We start from the raw sequence: 24,808 nt of genomic DNA on the forward strand, positions 1-24,808 counted from the left end.
AAAAACGTTTAAAATATTTTCAACAACCTATCGAAATCGACGTAAACGCTTCGGATTACGAATGAATTTGATTGCTGGCATTATCAACCGTGAACTAGGATTTTAGTTTCGCAGGAAGTCTATTAAAGAAGCGATGGAAGAGCTACAATAGTCAACCAAAGTTCGTTTTAAATGTGTAGGATTGCTAGTTAAAGCGATTTGATATAGTTTTCAAAATAATCAATAAAAAATGTAGTATTTTAGCAAATATAATATGGAGGTTTAAGATGCCAACTACAATAGAAGTTAATAAGCAGAGTGTTGAAGCACTACTTGGTAGTGGAAGAACAAAACCATTTGTTATTCCAGAATATCAGCGTCCTTATGCTTGGACCGATGAACAGGTTGAAACACTGTTTGAAGATTTATGGGAATTTACCGTCAGTAATGGGGGTACTGAACGCGAAGGTTCGTATTTTCTTGGAAGTATCGTTTCGTATGAAAATGATAATGGTGAACAGGAAATTATTGATGGTCAGCAACGTATTACCTCTCTGTTTTTATTGTTAAGAGCGATTTACACAAAGCTATTTAATTCTCCATTATCAGAACGAACTCCAGAAGCAAACAATTTTATTGGTAAGATTGAACCTTCAATCTGGCGCACTAATAAACTGACTGGAACAGTTGATTATAAGACTACTCTTCTAACATCACGTGTTGTTAATAATGAAGGTAATGAAATTCTTCGTAAAATTCTCGAAACTGGAAGAGCAAATAAAGATTCTAAAGATAATTATTCTAGAAATTATATTCATTTTCAGGAGTTACTTGATAAACATTCAAGTGAGAATCCCTTAATGATTTATCAGTTCATTTATTCCCTATTAAATCAAGCTATTCTTTTACCAATAACTGCTGATACCCAAGATACAGCATTGACTATTTTCTCTACTCTAAATGACAGAGGTTTACCGCTATCTGATGCTGATATATTTAAAGCTAAAATTTATAACCATCTTGAGGGAAAAGATAAGGAAACATTTATTGAACGCTGGAAAGAGCTTGATGAACAAGCTACAGCAGCTAATGAAAGTATCCAACAATTATTTTATTACTATATGTTCTATCTTAGGGCTTTGGAAAAAGATACTAAAAGTACTACACCTGGTGTCAGAAAATACTATTCGAGTAACAAATTTGAACGCCTTTATCAATCTGAATTATTAGATAATTTATTCGTAATGATCGAATTATGGAAAGTAATTAATAAAGGTGAAGTGCTGGAAGATGAGAGTTGGTCATCAAATATAAAGATAAAACAAACATTAGATACACTTACTTCATATCCTAATGAGTTCTGGAAATATCCGGTGATTATATATTATATTTGTTATCGTAAGGATAAAAACTTTGAGGATAAATTTGCAAGATTCTTAAACAAATTACTCGCTGAACTAATGACAAAATACATTCTTATTCCAACTATCAATGCTGTTAAAGGTGATATTTTGAAATTAAATTCAGCAATTGTTGTATCAGATATTCCTAAATTTGATTTCAAAGAACTAGACCAAGCTCAACTTGAAGCAGGAATCCAAAATCCTCACCGTAATGTGGTGAGAATGTTGCTTAAAACACTTGCTTATAAACATCAGGATTCATTATTACCAAGTAAATGGGAAATCGAGCATATCTTTCCTCAAAAATGGCAAACTAACTATTTTATCGATGAATCAGATCATAAAATCCGAGAGAAAATCGAGCATATAGGCAATAAATTACCATTTGAAAAGAAGTTAAATATTATAGCAGGAAATGGTTACTTTGCTAAAAAGAAAAAAGAATATGCAGCTTCTAAGATCGAAATCACAAAATTTATGGGACTTTCTGAAATTCAAGAGTGGAATTTAGAGTCAATTTCGAAAAGAGATATCAGGATTTCAGATTCTATTATTGCAATTCTTAAAAAATGGAACAAAGAGTATTCGGTTATTACAAAAGAAATTGTTTCCAATAAACCTTCAGATGAGGATTTAGCTCGTATTGCTGAATTTAAGGAAAAAGGATGGATTTAACGGTAAATCAATAACAAGTAGCTGTGCGTTTTTCAAACTACTTTAGATTTTTATAGAGAGAAAGCGTATGAGATGATTGAAAATAGTGGAGGGAAAGATTTAATGCTAGAGTGGAAATCTGTACCAGAAGATGAATATGAAGCTAGTGCAGCTTTTAGTGAAAATAGTCATGACGAGATTTCTACGATAACTTTGAAGGGAAAGAAACATCTGATTCGATTGAAATTTCCCTTCTGTCATTTTTACCAAATCACAGATAGAAACTTATTTGATGCTCTTCATCAGATTCCTAGTTCGCCAGAGATTGAATCCCCTATTTGTAAGCTAGAGACTAGTAGCCTGATTACAGAAGTGATTCATAGGGCGGGTGGAGTTTTGGTTGAAGAAGACTTGGTTCATTTTCGTATTTGTGCTAAGAATCTAGTCATTGAACTAGTTCTTTATAAGAATCAAGAAAGCGATATAATGATAGAAGAGGTCGTTCAAGGATGAAGTGGGTTCATATTGGAGAGGAAATAGAGTATGATTGGTATGAATTACGGTGTCAACTTTCTCAAAAAAATCACCTGCAAATTTTTCTTGAGGGCTTAAAGGATCAAAAGTTAAAATACTGTATTGATTTTGGTAAGATTCTTTTCTGCAGATCTATTGATGAGGGGTGGGACCTGAATTTACTAGAAGAAGATTTACTTAGCGGATCAGAATTTCCCAATTTATCAGATGGGATTTTACTTGAAATGATAGACACTCACCTTAAAAACAGAGTTCAAAAATTTTATCCTGCCCCCATCTATCACTACCAAGTACAGGGAATTAATTTTGGGATAGACGTCCTTACAGAGGCTTTTCCGATTATCAAAAAAATCTAGACTGAAACCAAGGTAAAAGCAAACCTTTTTCAACAATAAAATAGGCTCCATAATATCTTTAGGGGGTTTATCCACTAGAAATATTATGGAGCCTGAATCCTTACAGCTTTATCTACAGATTTTGGTAAGTTCTTTATAAAATATCCACCCTGAGGGAATCGAACCCCCATCTCAAGAACCGGAATCTTACGTGATATCCATTACACTAAGGGTGGAAACTTTAATTATTATATCAAAAAAGAGAGCTGAACTCAAGTTTTTTCTAAACTCAGCAAAAGGAGAAGTAAAAAAGGATTCAGTATTGAACCGAATCCTCGAGATGATTATTTTTTCTCAAGAAGTGCTTTGATTTCTTGAAGAACTTCCAATTCAGTTGGACCAGCTGGAGCTGCTTCAACTTCTTCTTTCTTACGAAGGTTTTGAGCTTTCTCAATTCCTTTAACTACAAAGAAAAGAACAGTACCAACTACTACGAAGTTGATGATAGCGCTCAAGAAGTTACCGTAAGCAACACCGTTCCATGAAAGTTCAGCAATGCGGTCAACTTTCGCAGCTTTCAAAGCTGGGTTCAATAGTAGTGGAGTGATGATATCGTTAACGAATGAAGTTACGATAGCACCAAAAGCAGTAGCGATGATCACACCGACAGCAAGGTCTACGACGTTACCGCGGAGCAAGAAATTCTTAAGATCCTTTAACATAATCTTTTTCCTTTCGAAATTTTACAATCTAAATTATATCTTAATCATCTGTTGAATGCAAGTAATATGCTCAGTGTTTTTTAAAAACAAAAACTTTACTGAAGATATAGTTGAGGATTATGATAGTAACTTGTGCAAAAATAGTCTCAATTGTATTGATAGTATTGAGATTATCACCTACAAATTGACCGATGATGTGAGGGAAACTTGTCACAAAAATAAAGGTCAGAAGCAGGTCTAAGAGGAAGGTAATGAATCTTGCGGTTGTAAATTTTATCAGACGCTTGAACCAATGTTTTCGTTTCTGCTTAAAAACAATGGTATCATTGGTGAAAAAAGCAAACAGAATTCCAGCTATATTTCCCAAAGCAGTCGCCAATAATTCTTGTTTACAAAGATAAAAAATCGTGATGCGAACAATGATAGAAACAAGAGTAGTCGCAACTCCGAAAAATAAGTAGGAGAGGATTTCATTATCGAAAAAATTTTTTATGCATGTTTTCATAAAAATAGTATAGCATAAAGGAGATAAATGTGCTATACTTGTAAGGTTGACTTGCTCAACCCTTGGTGCTTAGCTTCTTTCACCAAGCATATTAGACGCGCTATTGTCGCTAAAGGAGAAAACATGAAAAAACTAACTGTTCGTGATATGGCGGATATTGCCATTGTCGCAGCAATTTATGTGGTTTTGACAATCACACCACCCCTTAATGCTATCAGTTACGGTGCTTATCAGTTCCGTATCTCTGAAATGATGAATTTTCTTGCCTTTTACAATCCTAAGTACATTATCGGTGTTACTCTTGGCTGTATGATTGCTAATTTCTTCAGTTTTGGAATCATCGATGTCGCAGTTGGTGGAGGTTCTACGCTTGTCTTCTTAAGTTTAGGTGTATGGTTGTTTAGCAAATATAAAAAAGACTATCTTTTTAATGGATTGATTCGTAAAGATCATTTCTTCTTTTCAATTCTTTTTTCGATGTCAATGATCACCATTGCTGCTGAATTGAACATTGTAGCAGAAGCACCTTTCTTCTTAACTTGGTTTACAACTGCTATCGGAGAATTCGCTTCCTTGATTGTTGGTGCTATTCTTATCGGAAAAATCGGGAAACGACTTGATTTGACCAGATAAAGATATCACATCAAATATTTGTGAAAAGGGCTGAACGTTGTTCAGTCTTTTTCTTTGTCCATAAAACTAGTTATACAATAAAAGTGATATAATAAGGTAAAAAGGAGCTTTAATTATGATAGATTATTTTTTAATTGGGCTAAAATCAATGATGAAAAGCTCGGTTTTGACTTTTGCTATTTACTTTATTTCCTTCCTTCTTTTACTGATTCTATGGCGTCGTTATGTCATTGTGCGTCAAAGTGGTGGAAACTTTTTCGCCCCGTTTCATATTTCTAAGGGAAGATTTTATATCCATAATTCTTATGTTTTTAGAAAGCGCATTATACCACTGAATAATATTAAAAAGATTGAGGTCGATTTTATTCCAAGTGTTAAATTGAATGGTGCTAGATATTTTTTGTGTATTGAACAAAAGAGCGGAAAAGCTCTAGCCTATTTCTTTGGCCAATCAAAAGAGAATGATAAGCTTGTCAGAAATCTAAAAAATGAGACGAAAAAGTATCATATTAAAGTTATCATCAATTGGTAGGACTTTAGTCTAAGGATAGGTGAAAATGGAAAAACTAGAAGCAATCAGAGACAATAATCATTTAAGAAACTTGCTATTGGCAGAGTGTGATATTTATTTTTATGATGAAATAAGAGAAGTACAATTTTCTTATAACCTTATAACAATGAGGAATATTCTTTAGCTTGCCATGCATTTGCCCAGGACGGTAGCGGGGGAGAATATGTAATTCTTGAAGATCAGAGTATCGGCTTTATAGGGAGTGAAGGCCAAGTTGGTCGGGTAGCAGAAAGCCTTAATGACTTGCTTACCTTCTTACTTCATGCTGCTTCTATCTCTTATTTTTCTTGTCGTTTGCTCTACCAAAACAAGGATTTGTTAGTAAAATTCTGTCAAGAATTTCTCAAAAAAGCACGAGAAAACTACCAGTCAAAAGGCGAAGAGTAGGATAAAGTGAGAGCTGGACTTGCACAAGAGTTGGAACTTGAATTTCTACCAGAGAAACTGCAAGTGTTGGCTTTCAATTTTTATCAATCAGCAACAAGGCTCCCTCTATTCACTTGTAAATATGGTCATGGTGAGTATGAATATATTTGCGATTCTGTTTTATCAGATATTGTCGACTTGTGTGTTTCAGAGCTGCTGGGGGCGACTGCAGAAGAAATTGAAGCTTTTGCTAGCGCTAAAAATATTCAAGTGTAAAAAGTAAAATTTAATTTTCACTTAAATTATTTTATGTTATAATGTTGATGATTATATTTTAAGGAGTTTATATGAGTTCTTCAGAATTTATTTCAAAGATTGATTATTATTGCCATAAGAAAGAGAGTCTATTTGACCAAAGCAAGTTTAAATATGCCATTCGCTCGATGTTTGCAGGTGCTTTCTTAACCTTTAGTACGGCCGCTGGGGCTATAGGTGCTGATCTACTCAATAGCATCGTTCCAAGTGCTGGCTATTTTCTTTTTCCCTTTGTATTTGCTTGGGGACTTGTTTACATTGTATTTTTAAATGCTGAATTGGTCACATCAAACATGATGTATCTGACAGCTGGAACATTCTTGAAGAAGATTGATTGGAAAAAAGCCTTTGTCATTTTGCTCTATTGTGCCTTTTTCAACTTAGTTGGTGCTCTGTTAGCAGGTTGGTGCTTTGCTAATTCATCGGCTTTTTCACACCTGACACACGACAGTTATCTTCCAAAGATTGTAGCTAAGAAGTTGGCACGACCTAGTGAGTTGGTCTTGTTGGAAGGGATTTTGGCAAATATGTTCGTAAATATTGCTATTTTATCTTCTATTTTAGTTAAGGATAGCAGTGCTAAGCTATGGATTATCTTATCAGCTATTTCTATGTTTGTTTTCTTATCTAACGAGCATATTGCAGCCAACTTTTCATCCTTTAGCATTATTAAATTCAGCATTGTTTCTGACCAAATTGCTAACTTTGATATTCCTAATATCCTACGTCATTGGAGTGTTACCTTCATTGCTAACTTGATTGGTGGAGGATTCTTGATAGGCTTACCATACGCTTATCTTAATAAAAATGAAGAGACTTATGTTGATTAGTACAAGCTTTTGAAAATAAAATGAATATTAATAATAGAGGAGGTCGGGACTAAAAATCCAGACCTCGATTTTTTTGGCCAAATAACCTTTTGATAAAAACGTTATTTTCTCTGTCTATAAATTTAAACATATTATTAGTTCATGGACTTTAGCTGAAAACTAAAGAGGCTTTTTTGTAAATTCAATATAGATTAAAGTGAAAACACATATTAAATATATAGAATAGAGAGTTTGAAAATAAAGGGTTGAAAACATTAAAGATACTGATACAAAGCAAATGGAAACGATTGCTACAAGTGATAAAAATATTGTAAATAGAATTAAGAAAGCCTTTCCATAATTTCGATTTTATGTTATAATATTCACAAATAAAAGTTTTAGGAGTTTATATGGTTTCTTCAGAATTTATCTCAAAAATTGAATTTGCTTGTAAGAAAAAGGAAAGTCTTTACAGTCAAAGTAAATTCAAGTATGCTATCCGTTCAATGTTTGCTGGTGCATTCTTAACATTTAGTACAGCAGCTGGTGCAGTTGGAGCTGACTTGATTAATAAGCTTGCTCCTGGTAGTGGACGTTTCCTCTTTCCATTTGTTTTCGCTTGGGGATTGGCTTACATTGTCTTCTTGAATGCTGAGTTAGTAACATCTAACATGATGTTCTTGACAGCTGGTAGCTTTTTGAAAAAAATTAGCTGGAGAAAAACAGCTGAAATTCTTCTATACTGTACTTTCTTCAACTTAATCGGTGCTCTTATAGCAGGTTGGGGATTTGCCCATTCAGCAGCTTATGCAAACCTTACCCATGATAGCTTTATTTCTGGAGTTGTGGAAATGAAGTTGGGCCGTTCAAATGAACTTATCTTGCTTGAAGCTATCTTGGCTAATGTCTTTGTAAATATCGCGATTCTTTCATTCGTTTTAGTTAAGGATGGTGGAGCTAAACTTTGGTTGGTTCTTTCAGCCATTTACATGTTTGTATTCTTAACAAACGAGCACATCGCCGCAAACTTTGCATCATTTGCTATTGTGAAATTCAGTGTTGCTGCTGATTCAATCGCAAACTTCGGTATTGGAAATATTCTTCGTCACTGGGGTGTAACTTTCATCGGTAACTTTATCGGTGGTGGTCTACTCATGGGATTACCTTACGCCTTCTTAAATAAAAACGAAGATACATACGTAGATTAAAAGTTGGATTCATTCCAACTTTTTCTTTTTGTTTATCCATGCTATAATGAAAGTAGAATAGATAAATTTAGAGGAATAACATGAACGAGATTAAATGTCCCAATTGTGGCGAAGTATTTACAGTCAATGAAAGTCAATATGCAGAACTGCTTTCTCAAGTTCGCACTGCAGAGTTTGATAAGGAATTGCATGAACGAATCAAACAAGAATTGACATTGGTGGAACAAAAAGCCTTAAATGAACAACAAGCAAAACTGGCTCAAAAAGATCAAGAAATTGCCCAGCTTCAAAGTCAAATTAACAACTTTGATACAGAAAAAGAATTAGCAAAGAAAGAAGTGGAGCAAAGTGCAAGTCAAAGCTTGCTAGAGAAAGAAAAAGAAGTCCAAGCTCTCGAAAATCAATTGGCTACCTTGCGCTTAGAGCATGAGAACCAACTCCAAAAAACATTATCTGACTTAGAGAAAGAAAGAGATCAGGTAAAAAATCAGCTCCTTCTACAAGAAAAAGAAAACGAACTTTCTCTGACTTCAGTCAAGCAAAATTATGAGGCCCAGCTTAAGGCGGCTAATGAGCAGGTTGAGTTCTATAAGAACTTCAAAGCCCAACAATCAACAAAGGCTATTGGTGAAAGTCTGGAACACTATGCGGAAGGTGAGTTCAACAAGGTTCGTAGCTTTGCCTTCCCAAATGCTTACTTTGAAAAGGACAACAAGGTTTCAGCACGTGGTTCTAAGGGCGATTTTATCTTCCGTGATTTTGATGAAAATGGACTAGAATTCATTTCCATCATGTTTGAGATGAAAAATGAAGCAGACGGGACAGAGAAGAAACATAAGAATGCAGACTTTTACAAGGAATTAGATAAAGACCGCCGTGAGAAAGACTGTGAGTATGCTGTTTTGGTAAGTATGCTTGAAGCAGAAAACGACTACTTTAATACAGGAATTGTTGACGTTAGCCATGAATATGAGAAGATGTATGTCATTCGTCCCCAGTTCTTTATTCAACTAATTGGACTCTTGCGCAATGCTGCCCTTAATTCCCTAAAATACAAGCAGGAGTTAGCGCTTGTTCGTGAGCAAAATATCGATATCACGCATTTTGAGGAAGATTTGGACGCTTTCAAGGTAGCTTTTGCAAAGAATTATAACTCAGCTTCTGTCAACTTTGGCAAGGCCATCGACGAAATCGACAAGGCAATTAAGCGAATGGAAGAAGTCAAGAAATTCCTGACAACATCAGAAAACCAACTCCGCCTTGCAAACAACAAGCTGGAAGATGTTTCCGTTAAAAAATTGACTCGGAAGAATCCAACCATGAAAGCTAAGTTTGAAGCATTGAAGTGGGAGTAGAAAGCAACATATGAACGGTATTATCAATTTAAAAAAAGAAGCGGGGATGACCTCGCATGATGCAGTTTTTAAACTGCGAAAGATTTTGGGAACTAAGAAGATTGGTCACGGTGGGACCTTGGATCCTGATGTGGTGGGTGTTTTACCCATTGCTGTAGGGAAGGCGACTCGCATGGTTGAGTTTATGCAGGACGAAGGTAAGATTTACGAGGGTGAAATTACTCTGGGATATTCTACAACAACCGAGGATGCTAGTGGTGAGGTGGTTGCTGAGACACCAGTCTTGTCTCCCTTAGATGAAAAGCTTGTTGATCAAGCGATTGCTAGTCTAACAGGTCCTATCACTCAGATTCCACCAATGTACTCAGCTGTTAAGGTCAATGGTCGCAAGCTCTATGAGTATGCGCGTGCTGGTCAGGAAGTCGAACGTCCAGAACGTCAGGTGACGATTTATAGTTTTGAAAGAACCAGTCCCATTTCCTATGTGGAGAATCTTGCTCAATTTAGTTTCCGTGTAAAATGTAGCAAAGGGACTTATATCCGTACCTTGTCAGTCGACTTGGGAGAAAAACTTGGCTATGCAGCTCATATGTCTCATTTAACACGAACAAGCGCTGCGGGCTTGCAGTTAGATGATGCTTTGACCTTGAATGAAATTGAGGAAAAAGTACAAGCTGGTGAATTAGACTTTCTTCATTCCTTGGAGATTGGGACAGGTGACTTGGTCAAGGTATATTTGACTCCAGAGCAGGCAGAAGAAGTGCGTTTTGGTCGCTTTATTGAATTGGAACAAACCGAGAAGGAATTGGCTGGTTTTGAAGGTGAAAAATTACTAGCCATTTTAGAGAAAAGGGATCAACTCTATAAGCCTAGAAAGGTTTTCAATTGATTAGAGCTGGTGGTAAAATTGCAAACTGATGTTTAGTTTAAAAAAGCTGAAAGACAATTTAGTTTAGAAGAGAGATTGTTTTGAAAAAGGGTTGAAAACACGGTGATATTTGACAGTTTTGCTTGCTTATGATAATATTTAAATAAAGAAAAGCTAGAAAACTTTCAGAGGATATTATGAGTATTGAGATGACTGTTAGTGAGATTGCTGAGGTCTTGGGCTTGTCCCGCCAAGCAATCAATAACCGTGTCAAGGAATTACCTGAAGAAGATACGACTAAAAATGATAAAGGAGTCACTGTGGTAACTCGTAGTGGCTTGATTAAGCTTGAAGAAATCTACAAAAAGACCATTTTTGAAGATGAACCTGTTAGTGATGATGTGAAGCAACGTGAATTAATGGAGATTCTTGTTGATGAAAAGAACGCTGAAATCATCCGTCTTTATGAGCAATTAAAGGCCAAAGACAAACAGTTAGCTGAAAAAGATGAACAGATGCGTGTCAAAGACCGTCAAATCGCAGAAAAAGATAAGCAATTGGATCAACAACAACAGTTAACCCTACAAGCTATGAAGGACCAAGAAACCCTTCAGTTGGAGTTGGATCAGGCTAAGCAAGAAGTACAAGCAACGAAGAAAGGCTTCTTTGCTCGCTTATTTGGAGGATAAGAAAAAACTGCTTGGTTTCTATGTATAACCAAGTAGTTTCTTTTTCAAATACAGTAAGGAATGGATAAGATGGAAAAATTAAGAGATTACATTTCATTTGATCTGGAATTTAATAAACACCAGGATAAAACTCACTTGATTCAGGTTTCTGCAGTCCGTTTTAAAGATGGTGAAGAAGTAGGAGCATTTGACTCATATGTTCATACCGATGTACCATTGAAAAGTTTTATAAACGGCTTAACGGGTATCACTTCTGAAACCTTGAAGGGTGCTCCTAAGGTGGAAGATGTTCTCAAAGATTTTCAGGCATTTGTTGGGCAATTACCTATCGTCGGCTATAATGCTGCTAAGAGTGATTTACCGATTCTATTGGAACATAGTTTGGATTATAGTATCCAATATCAAGTGGATCTCTATGATGAAGCTTTTAAGCGACGTAGTTCGGATCTTCACGGGATTGCAAATCTCAAGTTACAAACTGTTGCAAGCTTTCTAGGATTTAAGGGACAATCTCATAACAGTTTAGAGGATGCTCGTATGACTGCGCGTGTTTATGAAGCTTTTCTAGAATCTGATGAAAGTAGAATCTTACTGGACTCCAAGAGTAGTCTAAACTCTAATCCTTTCGGTGGTTTAGATTTATCACAGCTGTTTGATTAGGAGGTTTTATGAAACCTGAAAAACCTAAAAAATTGGGTTTTAAAAAGATTTACCTCAATCTGGATAAAATCCTCTTTCTATTTTTTTTAATCTTCATGCTAGTAGATTATATTTGGTTGCCACTGAACTCATTGATAGCAGGTTTTTTACTAAGTCAGACGGGCTATTTATTTATTTCTTACAATAACATTTTTGCGATTATCAAAAATGCGCCCTTAATCAGCTTTGGGTTTTTAATCTTAATAGCCATTAACCTTTTAGTAGCCTATTTTCAAATTAGTCTTCTCTTCATTGGGGCTCGACACCTTCTCTATCATGAAAAACGAACCTTGATTGAGTATAGTCGCAAGGTCTTTCGTGAGAGTCTTGTCTTTATGAAAGGTCTGACAATTACAAAAGCCTTATTTATCTTCTTCTATGTTGCCATGCTTTTTCCTTTTATCAGGAAGATTTTTAAAATTTATTATTTTAATAAAATAGTGATACCTGAGTTTATTCAGACTTATATGGAAGACAAGTATTGGATATGGTGGATTGGTATTATCATCTTGTCTATCCTCTTCCTATGCGTTTCTGTTAAGTTGGTTTTTGTTCTTCCAAAAATCTTTTATGATAAGATGACAGTCAAGGATGCTGTGGTCTACAGTCTAGAAAAAACCAGAAATCATTTTTGGTTTTACGCTTGGCATCTTTTTCTCATTGTTGTCAAAACAAATCTTTTCTTTTACTTACTTCTAATCCCATTATTGGTTGTCCAGTTTTTAGTAGATGGTCTCACACATCGAGAATCTTTGATTCTTGCTATTTCGAACTATATTTTGATTAAAAATATCCACTATATGGCTTTGACTTACTTCTTGGTTAAGTTTACCTCCTTTTTAACTGGTGAGGAGTTGGATATTATGCCAAGACGAAAGAAAGATCATATCATGAGATGGGGTGTAATGGGGTGCGCCAGTGTCTTCTTTGCGATTGAGGGTTATATTTATCTAGAAGCACCCGTAGTCAATCCTCCACTTGTCATCTCTCACAGAGGTGTCTCAAATGGAAATGGAGTTCAAAATACAGTTGAATCCTTAGAAAAAACAGCTCAGTTAAAACCAGATTTAGTTGAGATGGATGTGCAGGAAACCAAGGATGGTCAGTTTGTCATGATGCATGATGCTAACCTAAAAAGTTTAGCGGGATTAAATGTAACACCGCAAGACTTAACTTTAGATGAGTTGAAGCAGATAGATATTTTTGAAAATGGTTATCAGACTAAAATATCCAGCTTTGATGATTATCTAAATCGTGCCAACCAACTAAATCAAAAACTACTCATTGAGATTAAAACCAGTAAAAATGATAGTGCTCAAATGATGGATCATTTTCTAGAACGTTATGGGGCGAAAATCAAAGTTTATGGTCATCAGATGCAATCACTAGATTACCATGTTATTGAAAAAGTAACCCAGTATGATAAGGAGATTCCAGTCTTCTTCATCCTGCCCTACAATTCCGTTTTCCCAAGAACAAATGCTACCGGCTATACCATGGAGTATTCTACTTTGGACGAATACTTTGTGACTAAGCTCTGGAATACAGAGCAGAAGCTCTATGTATGGACGATTAACGGCTCGGAATCCTTTAATAAATCGCTTCATCTAGGAGTAGATGGCATGATTACGGATAATTTGGAAATGGTACAAGAAGAACTTGAAACTGCCCAGGAAGACCCAGAATACGCTGATTTACTTTTAAAGAAGGCAACGGAATTCTTTACTTTTTAGATAAGACAAAAGAGGCTGAATTCAGCCTCTTTTTATGCTATTAGAATGGTAATTTCCCTGCAAAAGCACCGAGTTTCTTTTTAGTTGTCTCATCGATTTGTTCAAGAGCTGCATTCACTGCCTGAACTGTCATATCTGATAGAGTTTCAATATCTTCTGGGTCAACAACTGCTGGATTGAAATCAATTTTTGTAACTTTCTTGTCTCCTGTTAGTGTGGCAGTTACAAGGTTTTGAGCAGAAGTTCCAACAAATTCTGTAGCAGCAAGTTCAGCCTGACTTTGCTCCATTTGTTTTTGAAGTTTTTGAGCTTGACGCATCATGTTTTGCATATTCATCATAAGATTTTTAAGATTCCTTTCGTATCAAGGCTTTGAGCCTTGTTTTAATTTTTAGATTCAAACGTCTCATACTTAATTCCACCATAAAAATCCGTTTTAGACTAATTTCCACTTCGGTTAAGCAAGTGGAAGTTACTTTGAGAAGTTACCCCTTGGCTCTTTCTGACTAGAGAAATCTAGTATTTATTTCGAGAAAGGGCTAGGTTGTGATATAATAGTAAAGAATGAGTTTTTTTAAGAACAGACTAAAGGAGTATTAAAATGATCTACGCTGGAATTTTAGCAGGTGGAACCGGCACGCGCATGGGGATTAGTAATTTACCTAAACAATTTCTTGAGTTGGGAGATCGCCCAATCTTGATTCATACTATTGAAAAATTTGTTTTGGAACCAAGTATTGAAAAGATTGTAGTTGGAGTTCATGGTGACTGGGTTACACACGCAGAAGATTTAGTTGAAAAATTCCTACCACTCCACAAGGACCGTATAATCATCACAAAAGGTGGTGCGGATCGTAATTCTAGTATTGAAAAAATTATTGAAGCTATTGATGCTTACCGTCCACTGACCGCAGATGATATTGTGGTGACGCATGATTCCGTTCGTCCTTTCATCACTCTTCGAATGATTCAAGATAATATTGAACTCGCTAAAAACCATGATGCTGTTGATACCGTGGTTGAAGCTGTGGATACCATCGTTGAAAGTACAAATGGTCAGTTCATCACAGATATTCCAAATCGCGCTCATCTATACCAAGGACAGACTCCACAAACCTTCCGTTGTAAAGACTTTATTGACTTGTATGGTTCTTTATCAGCAGAAGAAAAAGAAATTTTAACAGATGCATGTAAAATCTTTGTCATTAAGGGTAAAGATGTAGCCTTAGCTAAAGGTGAATACTCAAACCTTAAAATTACAACAGTTACAGACTTGAAGATTGCTAAAAGCATGATTGAGAAAGACTAGAGACATGATTAATCAAATTTATCAACTGACAAAACCAAAGTTTATTAATATTAAATATCAGGAAGAAGAAATTGATCAAGAGAATCATATTCTCATCCGACCAAACTATATGGCTGTTTGTCATGCGGATCAGCGCTATTATCAAGGTAAACGAGATCCAAAAATTTTAGCCAAAAAATTACCAATGGCTATGATTCATGAGTCTTGTGGTACAGTCATTTCTGATCCAACAGGTACCTACAAAGTTGGTCAGAAGGTTGTTATGATTCCAAATCAACCACCTATGCAAAGTGATGAGGAATTCTACGAAAATTACATGACAGGAACATATTTCCTTTCAAGTGGTTACGATGGATTCATGCGAGAATTTGTATCTCTGCCTAAGGATCGTGTGGTAGCTTACGAGGACGTCGAAGACATAGTAGCTGCCATTACTGAATTTGTCAGTGTGGGTATGCACGCTATGAATCGTTTCTTGACAGTTTCTCACAGCAGACGTCAGCGTATTGCAGTTATTGGAGATGGTAGTCTAGCCTTTGTAATGGCAAATATTATCAACTATACCTTGCCCGAAGCAGAGATTATCGTCATTGGCCGTCATTGGGAAAAACTTGAACTCTTCTCATTTGCTAAAGAGCTCTACATTACGGATAGCATCCCAGATGATCTTAGTTTTGATCATGGTTTCGAATGTTGTGGTGGTGATGGATGCGGACCTGCTATCAATGATCTCATCCGTTACATCAAACCACAGGGAACCATTCTGATGATGGGTGTTAGTGAGTACAAGGTCAACATCAATACTCGAGATTCCTTGGAAAAAGGTTTGTTACTAGTAGGTTCTTCGCGTTCAGGACGTGTTGACTTCGAAAAAGCTATCCAAATGATGGAGATTAAGAGATTTGCCAATCGTTTGAAAAATATCATTTATTTAGAAGAACCAGTACGAGAAATTAAGGATATTCACCGAGTTTTTGCAACTGACCTAAATACTGCCTTTAAGACAGTCTTTAAGTGGGAAGTCTAATGGAGGATGAGCGTGGAAAAGATTATTAAGGAAAAACTGACATCTTTACTATCAACTGATGAGGATATTATAAGTGTTGAACAACTAGGAGGAATGACTAATCAAAACTATTTGGTTAAGACAACCTCAAATCAGTATATCGTTAAGTTTTTCGGAAAAGGAACAGATAAATTGATTAATCGTCAAAATGAGAAATTTAATCTGGACTTATTAAAAGATTTAAAACTTGATGTAGAAAATTATCTTTTCGATATTGAAGCAGGTATCAAGGTTAATCAGTACATTAAATCTGCGAATACTCTTAATTCCACTACAATCAAGACTAAATTTGAAAAGATTGCGCCTATTTTACAAACGGTTCATGCTTCGGGTAAGGAATTAAAAGGGGAGTTTGCTCCTTTTGAGGAAATCAAAAAATATGAAACCTTGATTCAAGGGGATATTTCCTATCCGAACTATGAAGCTGTCAGAAAGTCTGTGTTTTCTCTGAAAGAAGAGCTTGAACAAATCGGTATTGATAAGAAATCATGTCATATTGATTTAGTACCAGAAAATTTCATAGAAGGACCAGATGGTCACCTTTATCTGATTGATTGGGAATATTCATCTATGAATGATCCCATGTGGGATTTAGCCGCCCTTTTCCTAGAATCAGAGTTTTCTTTAGAAGAGGAAGAAAACTTCCTTAGTCATTATGAGAGCGATAAGACTCCAGTTTCAAGAGAAAAAATTCGTATTTACAAGATTTTGCAGGACATCATTTGGAGTCTTTGGACTATTTACAAAGAAGAAAATGGTGCAGATTTCGGAGATTATGGAATTTCTCGTTACAATAGAGCTGTGAAAGAGTTGGATTCTATGGGAGGTTCTGATGAAGACTAAAAATGGTGTTTCTTTTGGGTTGTTTTCAGGTGTGTTCTGGGGATTAGGACTTACCGTTAGTGCCTACATCTTCTCAATATTTACTGATTTATCACCCTTTGTAGTAGCAGCAGCACACGACTTCCTCAGTATTTTTATCTTACTAGGTTTTCTTCTAGTTAAGGAAGGAAAAGTACGTTTTTCAATCTTCTTGAATATTCGAAATGTTAGTGTTATTTTTGGTGCTTTACTGGCAGGACCGATTGGTATGCAGGCCAATCTTTATGCGGTTAAGTATATTGGAAGTTCTCTAGCATCGTCTGTTTCGGCGATTTATCCTGCTGTTTCAGTCTTGCTTGCCTTCTTCTTCTTGAAGCACAAGATTTCCAAAAATACAATTTTTGGTATTGTCCTAATCATTGCAGGAATTATTGCTCAGACCTATAAAGCCGAGCAAGTGAATTCTTTCTATATCGGAATTCTATGTGCCTTGATTTGTGCTCTTGCTTGGGGGAGTGAAAGTGTTCTAAGCTCATTTGCTATGGAAAGTGATCTCAGTGAAATTGAAGCCCTCTTGATTCGGCAAGTTACATCCTTCTTGTCTTATCTTGTTATTGTGCTCTTCTCGCATCACACGTTTGCAGAAGTGGCAAATGGGCAATTGTTTGGTTTATTGATAGTCTTTGCAGCATTTAATATGATTTCTTACCTTGCATACTACATTGCTATCAATCGATTACAACCAGCAAAGGCAACCGGTCTAAATGTCAGTTATGTAGTATGGACTGTTTTGTTTGCAGCAATTTTCTTGGGAACACCTCTGACTGCCTTAACAATCATTACTTCATTTGTTGTAATGGCTGGTGTTTACATTATTATTAAAGAATAAAGGAGAAAGCGCGTGAAAGCTATCATCTTAGCAGCAGGTTTGGGGACTCGTTTGAGACCCATGACAGAAAATACACCCAAAGCTTTGGTTCAAGTTAATCAAAAACCTTTGGTTGAATATCAAATTGAATTTTTAAAAGAGCGTGGAATCGATGATATCATCATCGTAGTTGGTTATTTGAAAGAACAGTTCGACTATCTTAAAGAAAAATACGGTGTTTGTTTGGTCTTCAATGATAAGTATGCTGATTACAACAACTTTTACTCTCTTTACTTGGTAAAAGAAGAGTTGGCTAACAGCTACGTTATCGATGCGGATAACTATCTTTTCAAAAATATGTTCCGCAATGACATCGAGCGTTCAACATACTTCAGCGTTTATCGTGAAGACTGTGATAATGAGTGGTTCCTAGTTTACGGAGAAGATTACAAAGTTCAAGATATCATCGTCGATAGTAAGAATGGTCGCATCCTGAGTGGAGTTTCATTTTGGGACGCTCCAACAGCTGAGAAAATTGTTGGGTTTATCGACAAAGCCTATGCAAGTGGGGAATTTGTAGATCTCTACTGGGATAACATGGTTAAAGATAATATCAAAGAACTAGATGTTTACGTAGAGGAATTGGAAGAAAACTCTATCTATGAAATTGATAGTGTCAAAGATTATCAAAAATTGGAGAAGATTCTCTCTTCACAAAAATAAGTAAACTAAAATACGTCAGACACCTTACCTATTTTTACTTGACTTTTTAGGGTTGATACAGTATACTAATAAAAATTTAACCTTTAAGGGAAGTCCAGAGAGGCTCACAAGGTGTCAGATAGAAAATAGATTACACAAACTTCGAATAAACACAGTTTATTTGATTCTTTTCTGTAAGTATCTTACTGAAACCTTGCGATTGCAAGGTTTTTCTTTTTCTGAACCCCTTAAAATTTAAGGAGTAAAAGTTATGAATCCAAATTGTAAAAAACGCATGGGTGCTATTCGCTTGGAAACCATGAAAGTAGTGTCCCAAAAGGAAATCGCACCAGCTATCTTTGAACTCGAACTTCAAGGAGAAATGGTTGAAGCTATGAAAGCAGGCCAATTTCTTCATTTACGAGTTCCTGATGATGCTCATCTCTTGCGGCGTCCGATTTCAATCTCGTCTATAGATAAGGCTAATAAACAATGCCATCTTATTTATCGTATCGAAGGTTCTGGTACGACAATTTTTTCAACCTTAAAAACAGGTGATAGTTTAGATGTTATGGGACCTCAAGGAAATGGCTTTGATTTATCTGATTTAGACAAGCAGAGTCGTGTTCTCTTAGTTGGTGGCGGAATTGGTGTGCCTCCTTTACTTGAAGTAGCTAAACAATTAGATGAACGTGGTGTAGATGTCACAACGGTTCTAGGATTTGCGACCAAAGATGCAGTTATTTTGGAAGATGAATTATCCCAATACAGCAAAGTCTTTGTGACAACAGATGATGGCTCTTATGGGATCAAGGGAAATGTCTCAGTTGTGATTAAGAAATTTGATAACGAATTCGATGCAATTTACTCATGCGGTGCACCTGGTATGATGAAATACATCAATCAAACCTTTTCCGACCATCCAAGAGCTTATCTATCTCTTGAATCCCGTATGGCTTGTGGCATGGGGGCTTGCTACGCTTGCGTATTGAAAGTACCAGATAGTGAAACAGTTAGTCAACGTGTGTGTGAAGATGGGCCTGTATTTAAAACAGGAACTGTTGTTTTATAAGGAGAGTGTCATGACTACAAATCGATTACAAGTTTCTCTACCAGGTTTAGAATTAAAGAATCCTATCATTCCTGCTTCAGGTTGTTTTGGCTTTGGTCAAGAATATGCCAAATACTATGATTTAGACATTTTAGGCTCTATCATGATTAAGGCAACTACCCTAGAACCCAGGTTTGGAAATCCAACTCCACGAGTGGCAGAAACACCTGCAGGTATGCTCAACGCTATTGGTTTACAAAATCCAGGTTTAGAGGTCGTTCTCTCTGAGAAACTACCATGGCTTCAAAGAGAATACCCAAATCTCCCTATTATCGCAAATGTTGCTGGCTTTTCAAAACAGGAGTATGCAGCCGTTTCTCATGGAATTTCAAAGGCAAATAATGTAAAAGCCATCGAGCTCAATATCTCTTGTCCTAACGTCGATCATGGAAATCATGGACTTTTAATTGGACAAGATTCTGAGTTGGCTTATGATGTGGTGAAGGCTGCCGTAGAAGCATCAGATGTGCCCGTTTACGTCAAATTAACCCCTAGTGTGACAGATATCGTGACTATTGCAAAAGCAGCAGAAGATGCCGGTGCTAGCGGTCTTACCATGATCAATACTCTTGTTGGTATGCGTTTTGATCTCAAGACTAGAAAACCAATCCTCGCCAATGGGACAGGAGGCATGTCTGGCCCAGCAGTATTTCCTGTAGCCCTAAAACTAATCCGTCAAGTAGCTCAAACAACTAAGCTTCCAATCATTGGTATGGGAGGAGTGGATTCAGCTGAAGCGGCTATAGAAATGTATCTGGCTGGTGCCTCAGCAATCGGTGTCGGAACAGCCAACTTTACGAATCCCTATGCTTGTCCAGATATTATCGAAAATCTACCAAAAGTCATGGACAAGTACGGGATCGAAAGTCTAGAAATGTTGCGAAAAGAAGTCAGAGAAAGTTTGCTCTAAGTTTTATGTCTTGAATTCAGTCTAAATTGTTTTGAAAGCGCCATTTTTTTGGTATAATAAATACTATGATTATTACAGTACCTATTAAAACAGAAAAAGACATTGCAACACCAGGACCAAACGTCCTTGTATTAGGTTATTTTGATGGAGTTCACCTTGGACATCAAAAATTATTTGATATAGCTTCTAACATTGCTGCTGAAAAGCGCCAGGGAGTAGCTCTAGTAACTTTTAACGAATCACCAAAACTAACTCTAAATCAATACTCACCTGAACACTTATTGCATATTCTGAATGCTAGTGAACGGGAGCGTAGATTGAAGAGAGCTGGAGTTGAAAGCTTGTATTTGATGGATTTTTCTAGTCGAGTTGCAAATATGACCGCTCAAGAATTTATTGATACCTACGTCAAGGAAGCAAAGGCAGATACGATTGTGGTTGGTTTTGACTATACTCTTGGATCAGATAGAAAAACAGCCGAAGATTTAAAAGAACTCTTCCATGGTGAAGTGGTTATTGTTCCACCAGTTGAGGATGAAAAGGGGAAAATTAGTTCAACGCGTATCCGCCAAGCCATTCTAGAAGGAGATGTAAAAGAAGCAGGCAAACTTTTGGGATTTCCTTTACCAACGAGAGGTGTAGTGGTTCACGGAAATGCTCGAGGTCGAACTATTGGCTTCCCGACAGCTAATCTAGTCAACTTGGATCGGACATATATGCCAGCTGATGGTGTTTATGCCGTTGACGTTGAAATTCAAAGAAAAGTCTATTGTGGTATGGCGAGTCTAGGTAAAAATGAAACCTTTGATGGCGAAGAAGAGCGTTTTGAAGTTCATATCTTTGATTTTTCTGACGATATCTATGGGGAAACTGTCATCGTTTCCTGGTTGGACCGTATCCGTGATATGGTAAAATTTGATAGTGTAGATCAATTAATCCAGCAACTTGAGAAAGATGAACAGATGGCCAGAAAATAGAATTTGAAATGATAGAAGAGTTTGAGATTATTTCAAGCTCTTTTTTATGTGTATTTTTAGCTTAAGTTTGGGGAATCATCATAACTATAGTGGATTGAAATAAGATATGAACAGATAGATTAGGAAAGTCAAACTAATTTCTAGAAATGTTTTAGAATCCATAGTGTACTACTCTAAGTTCAATCCGCTATATTATAGTAGGCTGAATAAATCTTTTCTACTTTTGTTTCCGGATATCTTAAATTCTGATAAGCTTTTTTAAACTATGTGTTTATTCAAATTTTAAACAAGATAATCTTTAGATTTCCTTTTAGTCTTATAGTCTTTATTTTATTGAATGTCTATCTTGATTTTTTGAGTATCCTAAAAGGTTATGCTATACTAGAAATATGTTAGATTTGGAGAAATATGGTGTGACCATGTGGGAAGAGGACAAGATTCTCTCTTTCCGTCAAAAACTATTAGCCTGGTATGACGAAAATAAGCGGGATTTACCTTGGAGACGAAGCAAGAATCCTTACCATATCTGGGTATCTGAAATTATGTTGCAGCAAACTCGAGTTGATACCGTCATTCCCTATTATGAGCGTTTTTTAGACTGGTTTCCGACCGTAGAAAGCTTAGCAAATGCTCCTGAGGAGCGCTTATTAAAAGCCTGGGAAGGTCTTGGCTATTATTCTCGTGTCCGCAATATGCAAACTGCTGCCCGACAAATCATGTCCGACTTTCAAGGAGAATTTCCGTCAACTTATGAAGGTATTTCAAGCTTGAAAGGGATAGGTCCTTATACTGCTGGCGCTATTTCTAGTATTGCCTTTAACCTTCCACAGCCTGCAGTAGACGGCAATGTCATGCGTGTTTTGGCACGTTTATTTGAAGTCAATCATGATATTGGAAATCCTAGCAATCGAAAAATATTTCAAGCGATGATGGAGGTTCTGATAGATCCTGATCGTCCAGGTGATTTCAATCAGGCTTTGATGGATTTAGGTTCAGATATTGAGGCTCCTGTTAATCCAAGACCAGAAGAGAGTCCTGTTAAGGAGTTCAGTGCTGCTTACCAACATGGGACCATGGATCGCTATCCAATTAAGGCTCCAAAGAAAAAGCCAATCCCTATTTATCTAAAGGCTCTTGTAGTGCAAAATAGTCAGGGGAAGTTTCTATTGGAAAAGAATGAGAGTGAAAATCTCTTGGCTGGATTTTGGCATTTTCCCTTGATTGAAGTTGATGACTTCTCAGACCAGACTCAGGAGTTGGATCTTTTTAGTCAAGTAGCGGAACCAATTTTACAGCTTGGACCATCTCCACAGGAGAGTTTTGAACAGGACTATGATCTTGAAGTTGATTGGCAAGATCTACGATTTGAAGAGGTTAAGCACATTTTTAGCCATCGTAAATGGCATATCCAGATAATTGCAGGCCGAGTTACTGAGACACAGGAATACGCTGATAGAGAAGTTCTGTGGTTAAGTCCAGAAGAATTTAGCAATTATCCCCTAGCCAAACCTCAGCAAAAGATCTGGCAAGCCTACTTGAAAAGAAGCTGCTAGCATCGGTCATGCGTGTCTTCTTTACTTTTTTTTGGTATAATGAGATAAGGAAAAAGGTGACTAAATGAAAAAAATACTAATTGTAGATGATGAAAAACCCATCTCAGATATTATAAAATTTAATATGACCAAGGAAGGTTATGAAGTTGTAACTGCTTTTAATGGTCGTGAAGCACTTGAACAATTTGAAGCTGAGCAACCAGATATTATTATCTTGGATTTGATGCTTCCAGAGATTGATGGACTTGAGGTCGCAAAAACTATTCGTAAGACAAGTAGTGTTCCTATTATCATGCTTTCAGCTAAAGACAGCGAGTTTGATAAGGTTATTGGGCTTGAACTTGGGGCGGATGACTATGTAACCAAGCCATTTTCAAATCGTGAACTACAGGCCCGTGTTAAAGCTCTTCTCCGTCGTACAGATCTTGTCTCAGTTGATAGCCAAGAACCTGAAACAAAATTACAAAGTCTGCAGATTGGCGATTTGGAGATTTTACCAGATGCCTACGTGGCTAAGAAATATGGTGAAGAGTTAGACCTAACCCACCGTGAATTCGAACTCTTGCATCATTTAGCTTCTCATCTTGGACAAGTTATTACCCGAGAACATCTTCTTGAAACCGTTTGGGGATATGACTATTTTGGAGATGTCCGTACAGTTGATGTAACCATTAGACGTTTGCGCGAGAAGATTGAAGATACACCAAGCAGACCTGAATACATCCTAACTCGTCGTGGAGTAGGATATTATATGAGAAATAATGATTGAAGTAATTAGACAAACAATTTTGACGAGTGACTTTATCTTTATCCTCATCTTAATTGGCTTTATTCTGTTAGTGTCTTTTCTCTTACTTGAGAGTCGTCGTGATAATATTCGTTTGAGGCAGATCAATCAGAAAATAAAAGATTTGATTGATGGTGATTATTCTCAGGTTTTGGATATGCAGGGAAGCTCAGAGATAACTAATATCACTAACAATCTTAATGATTTGTCTGAAGTCATTCGTCTGACTCAGGAAAATCTGGAACAAGAGAGTAAAAGGTTGCATAGTATTTTGTCCTATATGACAGATGGAGTGCTTGCAACCAATCGTCGTGGGCAAATCATCATGATCAATGATATGGCCAAGAGGCAACTTGGAGTTGAAAGGGATGATGCTCTTAATCAAAATATCTTAGAATTACTCAAGATTGAAGAAGAGTATGAGCTGAGAGAACTTATTACTCAGAGCCCAGAGCTGATGATTTATTCGCAGAATCTTAATGGCGAATATATCAGTTTGCGCGTTCGTTTTGCCTTGATTCGTAGAGAGTCTGGCTTCATCTCTGGTATAGTAGCAGTCTTACATGATACGACTGAACAAGAGAAGGAAGAACGTGAGAGAAGGCTTTTCGTTTCGAACGTTAGTCATGAGTTGCGTACCCCTTTGACCAGTGTAAAATCCTATCTTGAGGCTTTAGATGAAGGTGCGCTTTCAGAGCCAGTTGCCCCAGATTTTATCAGAGTTTCTCTTGATGAAACCAATCGTATGATGCGGATGGTGACGGACCTCTTGCACCTCTCACGGATCGACAATGAGACCAGTCACTTAGATGTTGAGTTGATAAACTTTACGGCCTTTATCACCTTTATTCTTAATCGTTTTGATAAAATGAAAAGTCAAGATGAGGAGAAGAAGTACGAGTTGGTGAGAGATTATCCGATTACTTCTGTTTGGATTGAGATTGATACGGATAAGATGACCCAGGTGATTGACAATATCCTGAATAACGCCATCAAATATTCACCAGATGGTGGGAAAATTACGGTTAGCATGAAAACAACTGATGATCAGATGATTTTATCAATTTCGGACCAAGGGCTTGGGATTCCTAAAGAAGATTTACCGAAGATTTTTGACCGTTTTTACAGGGTTGATAAGGCTAGAAGTCGTGCCCAAGGTGGTACTGGTTTAGGTCTTGCAATAGCAAAAGAAATCATCAAACAACATAAGGGATTTATCTGGGCTAAGAGTGAATACGGTAAGGGTTCTACCTTTACCATTGTTCTTCCTTATGATAATGATGCTGTAAAAGAAGACGTATGGGAGGATGAAGTAGAAGACTAGA

The 24,808-nt window shown here is 36.6% G+C and carries 26 protein-coding genes, 1 tRNA gene, 2 pseudogenes and 1 riboswitch; of the genes and pseudogenes, 25 read left to right on the forward strand and 4 right to left on the reverse strand.

The features are described from left to right. From QM450_RS02925 to QM450_RS02940, 4 genes and pseudogenes are all read left to right on the forward strand, one after another. Positions 1-106: pseudogene (locus tag QM450_RS02925) on the forward strand (IS5/IS1182 family transposase); the annotation flags it as partial. Positions 107-266: 160 nt separating this feature from the next. Then, positions 267-2,057: a DUF262 domain-containing protein gene (locus QM450_RS02930; protein ID WP_153225505.1), complete on the forward strand. Its 1,791-nt coding sequence runs from the start codon at positions 267-269 to the stop codon at positions 2,055-2,057. A 72-nt stretch (positions 2,058-2,129) separates the two neighbouring features. Then, entirely contained in the window at positions 2,130-2,549 is a 420-nt protein-coding gene (locus QM450_RS02935; RefSeq protein ID WP_414319594.1) for a hypothetical protein, read from the forward strand. After that, a complete protein-coding gene (locus tag QM450_RS02940) occupies positions 2,546-2,926 on the forward strand; it encodes a hypothetical protein (RefSeq protein ID WP_414319595.1) in 381 nt (126 codons plus the stop codon). The genes QM450_RS02935 and QM450_RS02940 overlap by 4 nt, the downstream gene beginning before the upstream one ends. Before the next feature lie 143 nt (positions 2,927-3,069). Here the strand turns inward: QM450_RS02940 and QM450_RS02945 are convergent. From QM450_RS02945 to QM450_RS02955, 3 genes are all read right to left on the reverse strand, one after another. Then, positions 3,070-3,141: transfer RNA gene (locus QM450_RS02945), tRNA-Arg, on the reverse strand. 108 nt (positions 3,142-3,249) lie between these two features. Then, positions 3,250-3,627, reverse strand: a complete 378-nt coding sequence (mscL, locus tag QM450_RS02950) for a large conductance mechanosensitive channel protein MscL (RefSeq protein ID WP_414319596.1) — start codon at positions 3,625-3,627, stop codon at positions 3,250-3,252. A gap of 70 nt (positions 3,628-3,697) precedes the next feature. Further along, positions 3,698-4,132: a GtrA family protein gene (locus QM450_RS02955; RefSeq protein WP_414319597.1), complete on the reverse strand. Its 435-nt coding sequence runs from the start codon at positions 4,130-4,132 to the stop codon at positions 3,698-3,700. A 28-nt stretch (positions 4,133-4,160) separates the two neighbouring features. Further along, positions 4,161-4,258, forward strand: a riboswitch (PreQ1 riboswitch). Here QM450_RS02955 and QM450_RS02960 point away from each other — a divergent pair. The 10 genes and pseudogenes from QM450_RS02960 to QM450_RS03005 all read left to right on the forward strand — a co-directional run bounded on the left by QM450_RS02960 (position 4,256) and on the right by QM450_RS03005 (position 13,378). Further along, positions 4,256-4,765, forward strand: coding sequence for a QueT transporter family protein (locus QM450_RS02960; RefSeq protein ID WP_414319598.1), 510 nt, complete (start codon positions 4,256-4,258; stop codon positions 4,763-4,765). It overlaps the preceding riboswitch by 3 nt. Positions 4,766-4,880: 115 nt before the next feature. Further along, entirely contained in the window at positions 4,881-5,297 is a 417-nt protein-coding gene (locus tag QM450_RS02965) for a hypothetical protein (RefSeq protein ID WP_414319599.1), read from the forward strand. Positions 5,298-5,322: 25 nt separating this feature from the next. Further along, positions 5,323-5,978: pseudogene (locus tag QM450_RS02970) on the forward strand (hypothetical protein). A 71-nt stretch (positions 5,979-6,049) separates the two neighbouring features. Next, positions 6,050-6,847 (forward strand): formate/nitrite transporter family protein, encoded by a 798-nt coding sequence (locus tag QM450_RS02975; RefSeq protein WP_075230563.1) that lies wholly within the window; start codon positions 6,050-6,052, stop codon positions 6,845-6,847. A gap of 389 nt (positions 6,848-7,236) precedes the next feature. After that, positions 7,237-8,034 (forward strand): formate/nitrite transporter family protein, encoded by a 798-nt coding sequence (locus QM450_RS02980; protein ID WP_414319600.1) that lies wholly within the window; start codon positions 7,237-7,239, stop codon positions 8,032-8,034. Between the two features lie 80 nt (positions 8,035-8,114). Next, positions 8,115-9,389 (forward strand): DUF2130 domain-containing protein, encoded by a 1,275-nt coding sequence (locus tag QM450_RS02985; RefSeq protein WP_414319601.1) that lies wholly within the window; start codon positions 8,115-8,117, stop codon positions 9,387-9,389. Between the two features lie 10 nt (positions 9,390-9,399). Continuing rightward, a complete protein-coding gene (gene truB, locus QM450_RS02990; protein WP_414319602.1) occupies positions 9,400-10,278 on the forward strand; it encodes a tRNA pseudouridine(55) synthase TruB in 879 nt (292 codons plus the stop codon). Positions 10,279-10,454: 176 nt separating this feature from the next. Next, on the forward strand, positions 10,455-10,946 hold the full coding sequence (locus tag QM450_RS02995) for a DUF536 domain-containing protein (protein ID WP_049504976.1): 492 nt from the start codon (positions 10,455-10,457) through the stop codon (positions 10,944-10,946). A gap of 69 nt (positions 10,947-11,015) precedes the next feature. After that, positions 11,016-11,606, forward strand: coding sequence for a 3'-5' exonuclease (locus tag QM450_RS03000; RefSeq protein ID WP_414319603.1), 591 nt, complete (start codon positions 11,016-11,018; stop codon positions 11,604-11,606). Positions 11,607-11,614: 8 nt separating this feature from the next. Further along, complete coding sequence (locus tag QM450_RS03005) at positions 11,615-13,378, forward strand: glycerophosphoryl diester phosphodiesterase membrane domain-containing protein (protein WP_414319604.1); 1,764 nt, start codon at positions 11,615-11,617, stop codon at positions 13,376-13,378. Between the two features lie 40 nt (positions 13,379-13,418). On the opposite strand, the gene QM450_RS03010 is transcribed toward QM450_RS03005, so the two are convergent. Beyond that, positions 13,419-13,718: a YbaB/EbfC family nucleoid-associated protein gene (locus QM450_RS03010; protein ID WP_061863007.1), complete on the reverse strand. Its 300-nt coding sequence runs from the start codon at positions 13,716-13,718 to the stop codon at positions 13,419-13,421. Positions 13,719-13,979: 261 nt separating this feature from the next. Between QM450_RS03010 and QM450_RS03015 the strand changes: the two genes are divergently transcribed. The 11 genes from QM450_RS03015 (at position 13,980) to vicK (ending at position 24,807) form a co-directional block, all read left to right on the forward strand. Next, positions 13,980-14,687, forward strand: a complete 708-nt coding sequence (locus QM450_RS03015; RefSeq protein WP_223140913.1) for a 2-C-methyl-D-erythritol 4-phosphate cytidylyltransferase — start codon at positions 13,980-13,982, stop codon at positions 14,685-14,687. A gap of 4 nt (positions 14,688-14,691) precedes the next feature. Further along, positions 14,692-15,714 carry a ribitol-5-phosphate dehydrogenase gene (locus QM450_RS03020; protein WP_414319605.1) on the forward strand — a complete coding sequence of 341 codons (1,023 nt, stop codon included), beginning with the start codon at positions 14,692-14,694 and terminating at the stop codon, positions 15,712-15,714. A gap of 12 nt (positions 15,715-15,726) precedes the next feature. Further along, positions 15,727-16,596, forward strand: coding sequence for a phosphotransferase (locus tag QM450_RS03025; RefSeq protein ID WP_414319606.1), 870 nt, complete (start codon positions 15,727-15,729; stop codon positions 16,594-16,596). Beyond that, on the forward strand, positions 16,586-17,464 hold the full coding sequence (locus QM450_RS03030; RefSeq protein WP_414319607.1) for a DMT family transporter: 879 nt from the start codon (positions 16,586-16,588) through the stop codon (positions 17,462-17,464). Before QM450_RS03025 ends, QM450_RS03030 begins: the two co-directional genes overlap by 11 nt. A 12-nt stretch (positions 17,465-17,476) precedes the next feature. Next, positions 17,477-18,166, forward strand: coding sequence for a sugar phosphate nucleotidyltransferase (locus QM450_RS03035; protein WP_414319608.1), 690 nt, complete (start codon positions 17,477-17,479; stop codon positions 18,164-18,166). A 250-nt stretch (positions 18,167-18,416) separates the two neighbouring features. Then, positions 18,417-19,217 (forward strand): dihydroorotate dehydrogenase electron transfer subunit, encoded by an 801-nt coding sequence (locus tag QM450_RS03040; protein ID WP_414319609.1) that lies wholly within the window; start codon positions 18,417-18,419, stop codon positions 19,215-19,217. Next, positions 19,180-20,166 carry a dihydroorotate dehydrogenase gene (locus tag QM450_RS03045; RefSeq protein WP_414319693.1) on the forward strand — a complete coding sequence of 329 codons (987 nt, stop codon included), beginning with the start codon at positions 19,180-19,182 and terminating at the stop codon, positions 20,164-20,166. Before QM450_RS03040 ends, QM450_RS03045 begins: the two co-directional genes overlap by 38 nt. 65 nt (positions 20,167-20,231) lie before the next feature. Continuing rightward, complete coding sequence (locus QM450_RS03050; protein ID WP_414319610.1) at positions 20,232-21,143, forward strand: bifunctional riboflavin kinase/FAD synthetase; 912 nt, start codon at positions 20,232-20,234, stop codon at positions 21,141-21,143. 389 nt (positions 21,144-21,532) lie between these two features. Continuing rightward, positions 21,533-22,696 carry an A/G-specific adenine glycosylase gene (mutY, locus tag QM450_RS03055; RefSeq protein ID WP_414319611.1) on the forward strand — a complete coding sequence of 388 codons (1,164 nt, stop codon included), beginning with the start codon at positions 21,533-21,535 and terminating at the stop codon, positions 22,694-22,696. A gap of 64 nt (positions 22,697-22,760) precedes the next feature. Continuing rightward, the gene (yycF, locus tag QM450_RS03060) at positions 22,761-23,465 is read left to right on the forward strand and encodes a response regulator YycF (RefSeq protein ID WP_075231732.1); all 705 of its coding nucleotides are present in this window, start codon (positions 22,761-22,763) and stop codon (positions 23,463-23,465) included. Next, positions 23,458-24,807, forward strand: coding sequence for a cell wall metabolism sensor histidine kinase VicK (gene vicK / locus QM450_RS03065; RefSeq protein ID WP_414319612.1), 1,350 nt, complete (start codon positions 23,458-23,460; stop codon positions 24,805-24,807). Before yycF ends, vicK begins: the two co-directional genes overlap by 8 nt. Position 24,808: the final 1 nt, after the last annotated feature.

The organism is Streptococcus infantis, assembly GCF_047464615.1.
Taxonomy (GTDB): Bacteria; Bacillota; Bacilli; order Lactobacillales; family Streptococcaceae; genus Streptococcus; species Streptococcus infantis_Y.

Coding starts and splice junctions, on each gene's coding strand:
- QM450_RS02935 (WP_414319594.1), top strand. CDS start 2,130: ATGATTGAAAATAGTGGAGGGAAAGATTTAATGCTAGAGTGGAAATCT.
- QM450_RS02980 (WP_414319600.1), top strand. CDS start 7,237: ATGGTTTCTTCAGAATTTATCTCAAAAATTGAATTTGCTTGTAAGAAA.
- truB (WP_414319602.1), top strand. CDS start 9,400: ATGAACGGTATTATCAATTTAAAAAAAGAAGCGGGGATGACCTCGCAT.
- QM450_RS03000 (WP_414319603.1), top strand. CDS start 11,016: ATGGAAAAATTAAGAGATTACATTTCATTTGATCTGGAATTTAATAAA.
- QM450_RS03010 (WP_061863007.1), bottom strand. CDS start 13,718: ATGATGAATATGCAAAACATGATGCGTCAAGCTCAAAAACTTCAAAAA.
- QM450_RS03020 (WP_414319605.1), top strand. CDS start 14,692: ATGATTAATCAAATTTATCAACTGACAAAACCAAAGTTTATTAATATT.
- QM450_RS03040 (WP_414319609.1), top strand. CDS start 18,417: ATGAATCCAAATTGTAAAAAACGCATGGGTGCTATTCGCTTGGAAACC.
- QM450_RS03045 (WP_414319693.1), top strand. CDS start 19,180: ATGGGCCTGTATTTAAAACAGGAACTGTTGTTTTATAAGGAGAGTGTC.
- vicK (WP_414319612.1), top strand. CDS start 23,458: ATGATTGAAGTAATTAGACAAACAATTTTGACGAGTGACTTTATCTTT.
- QM450_RS02960 (WP_414319598.1), top strand. CDS start 4,256: ATGAAAAAACTAACTGTTCGTGATATGGCGGATATTGCCATTGTCGCA.
- QM450_RS03005 (WP_414319604.1), top strand. CDS start 11,615: ATGAAACCTGAAAAACCTAAAAAATTGGGTTTTAAAAAGATTTACCTC.
- QM450_RS02930 (WP_153225505.1), top strand. CDS start 267: ATGCCAACTACAATAGAAGTTAATAAGCAGAGTGTTGAAGCACTACTT.
- mscL (WP_414319596.1), bottom strand. CDS start 3,627: ATGTTAAAGGATCTTAAGAATTTCTTGCTCCGCGGTAACGTCGTAGAC.
- mutY (WP_414319611.1), top strand. CDS start 21,533: ATGTTAGATTTGGAGAAATATGGTGTGACCATGTGGGAAGAGGACAAG.
- yycF (WP_075231732.1), top strand. CDS start 22,761: ATGAAAAAAATACTAATTGTAGATGATGAAAAACCCATCTCAGATATT.
- QM450_RS03050 (WP_414319610.1), top strand. CDS start 20,232: ATGATTATTACAGTACCTATTAAAACAGAAAAAGACATTGCAACACCA.
- QM450_RS03030 (WP_414319607.1), top strand. CDS start 16,586: ATGAAGACTAAAAATGGTGTTTCTTTTGGGTTGTTTTCAGGTGTGTTC.
- QM450_RS02965 (WP_414319599.1), top strand. CDS start 4,881: ATGATAGATTATTTTTTAATTGGGCTAAAATCAATGATGAAAAGCTCG.
- QM450_RS03015 (WP_223140913.1), top strand. CDS start 13,980: ATGATCTACGCTGGAATTTTAGCAGGTGGAACCGGCACGCGCATGGGG.
- QM450_RS02955 (WP_414319597.1), bottom strand. CDS start 4,132: ATGAAAACATGCATAAAAAATTTTTTCGATAATGAAATCCTCTCCTAC.
- QM450_RS02995 (WP_049504976.1), top strand. CDS start 10,455: ATGAGTATTGAGATGACTGTTAGTGAGATTGCTGAGGTCTTGGGCTTG.
- QM450_RS02940 (WP_414319595.1), top strand. CDS start 2,546: ATGAAGTGGGTTCATATTGGAGAGGAAATAGAGTATGATTGGTATGAA.
- QM450_RS02985 (WP_414319601.1), top strand. CDS start 8,115: ATGAACGAGATTAAATGTCCCAATTGTGGCGAAGTATTTACAGTCAAT.
- QM450_RS02975 (WP_075230563.1), top strand. CDS start 6,050: ATGAGTTCTTCAGAATTTATTTCAAAGATTGATTATTATTGCCATAAG.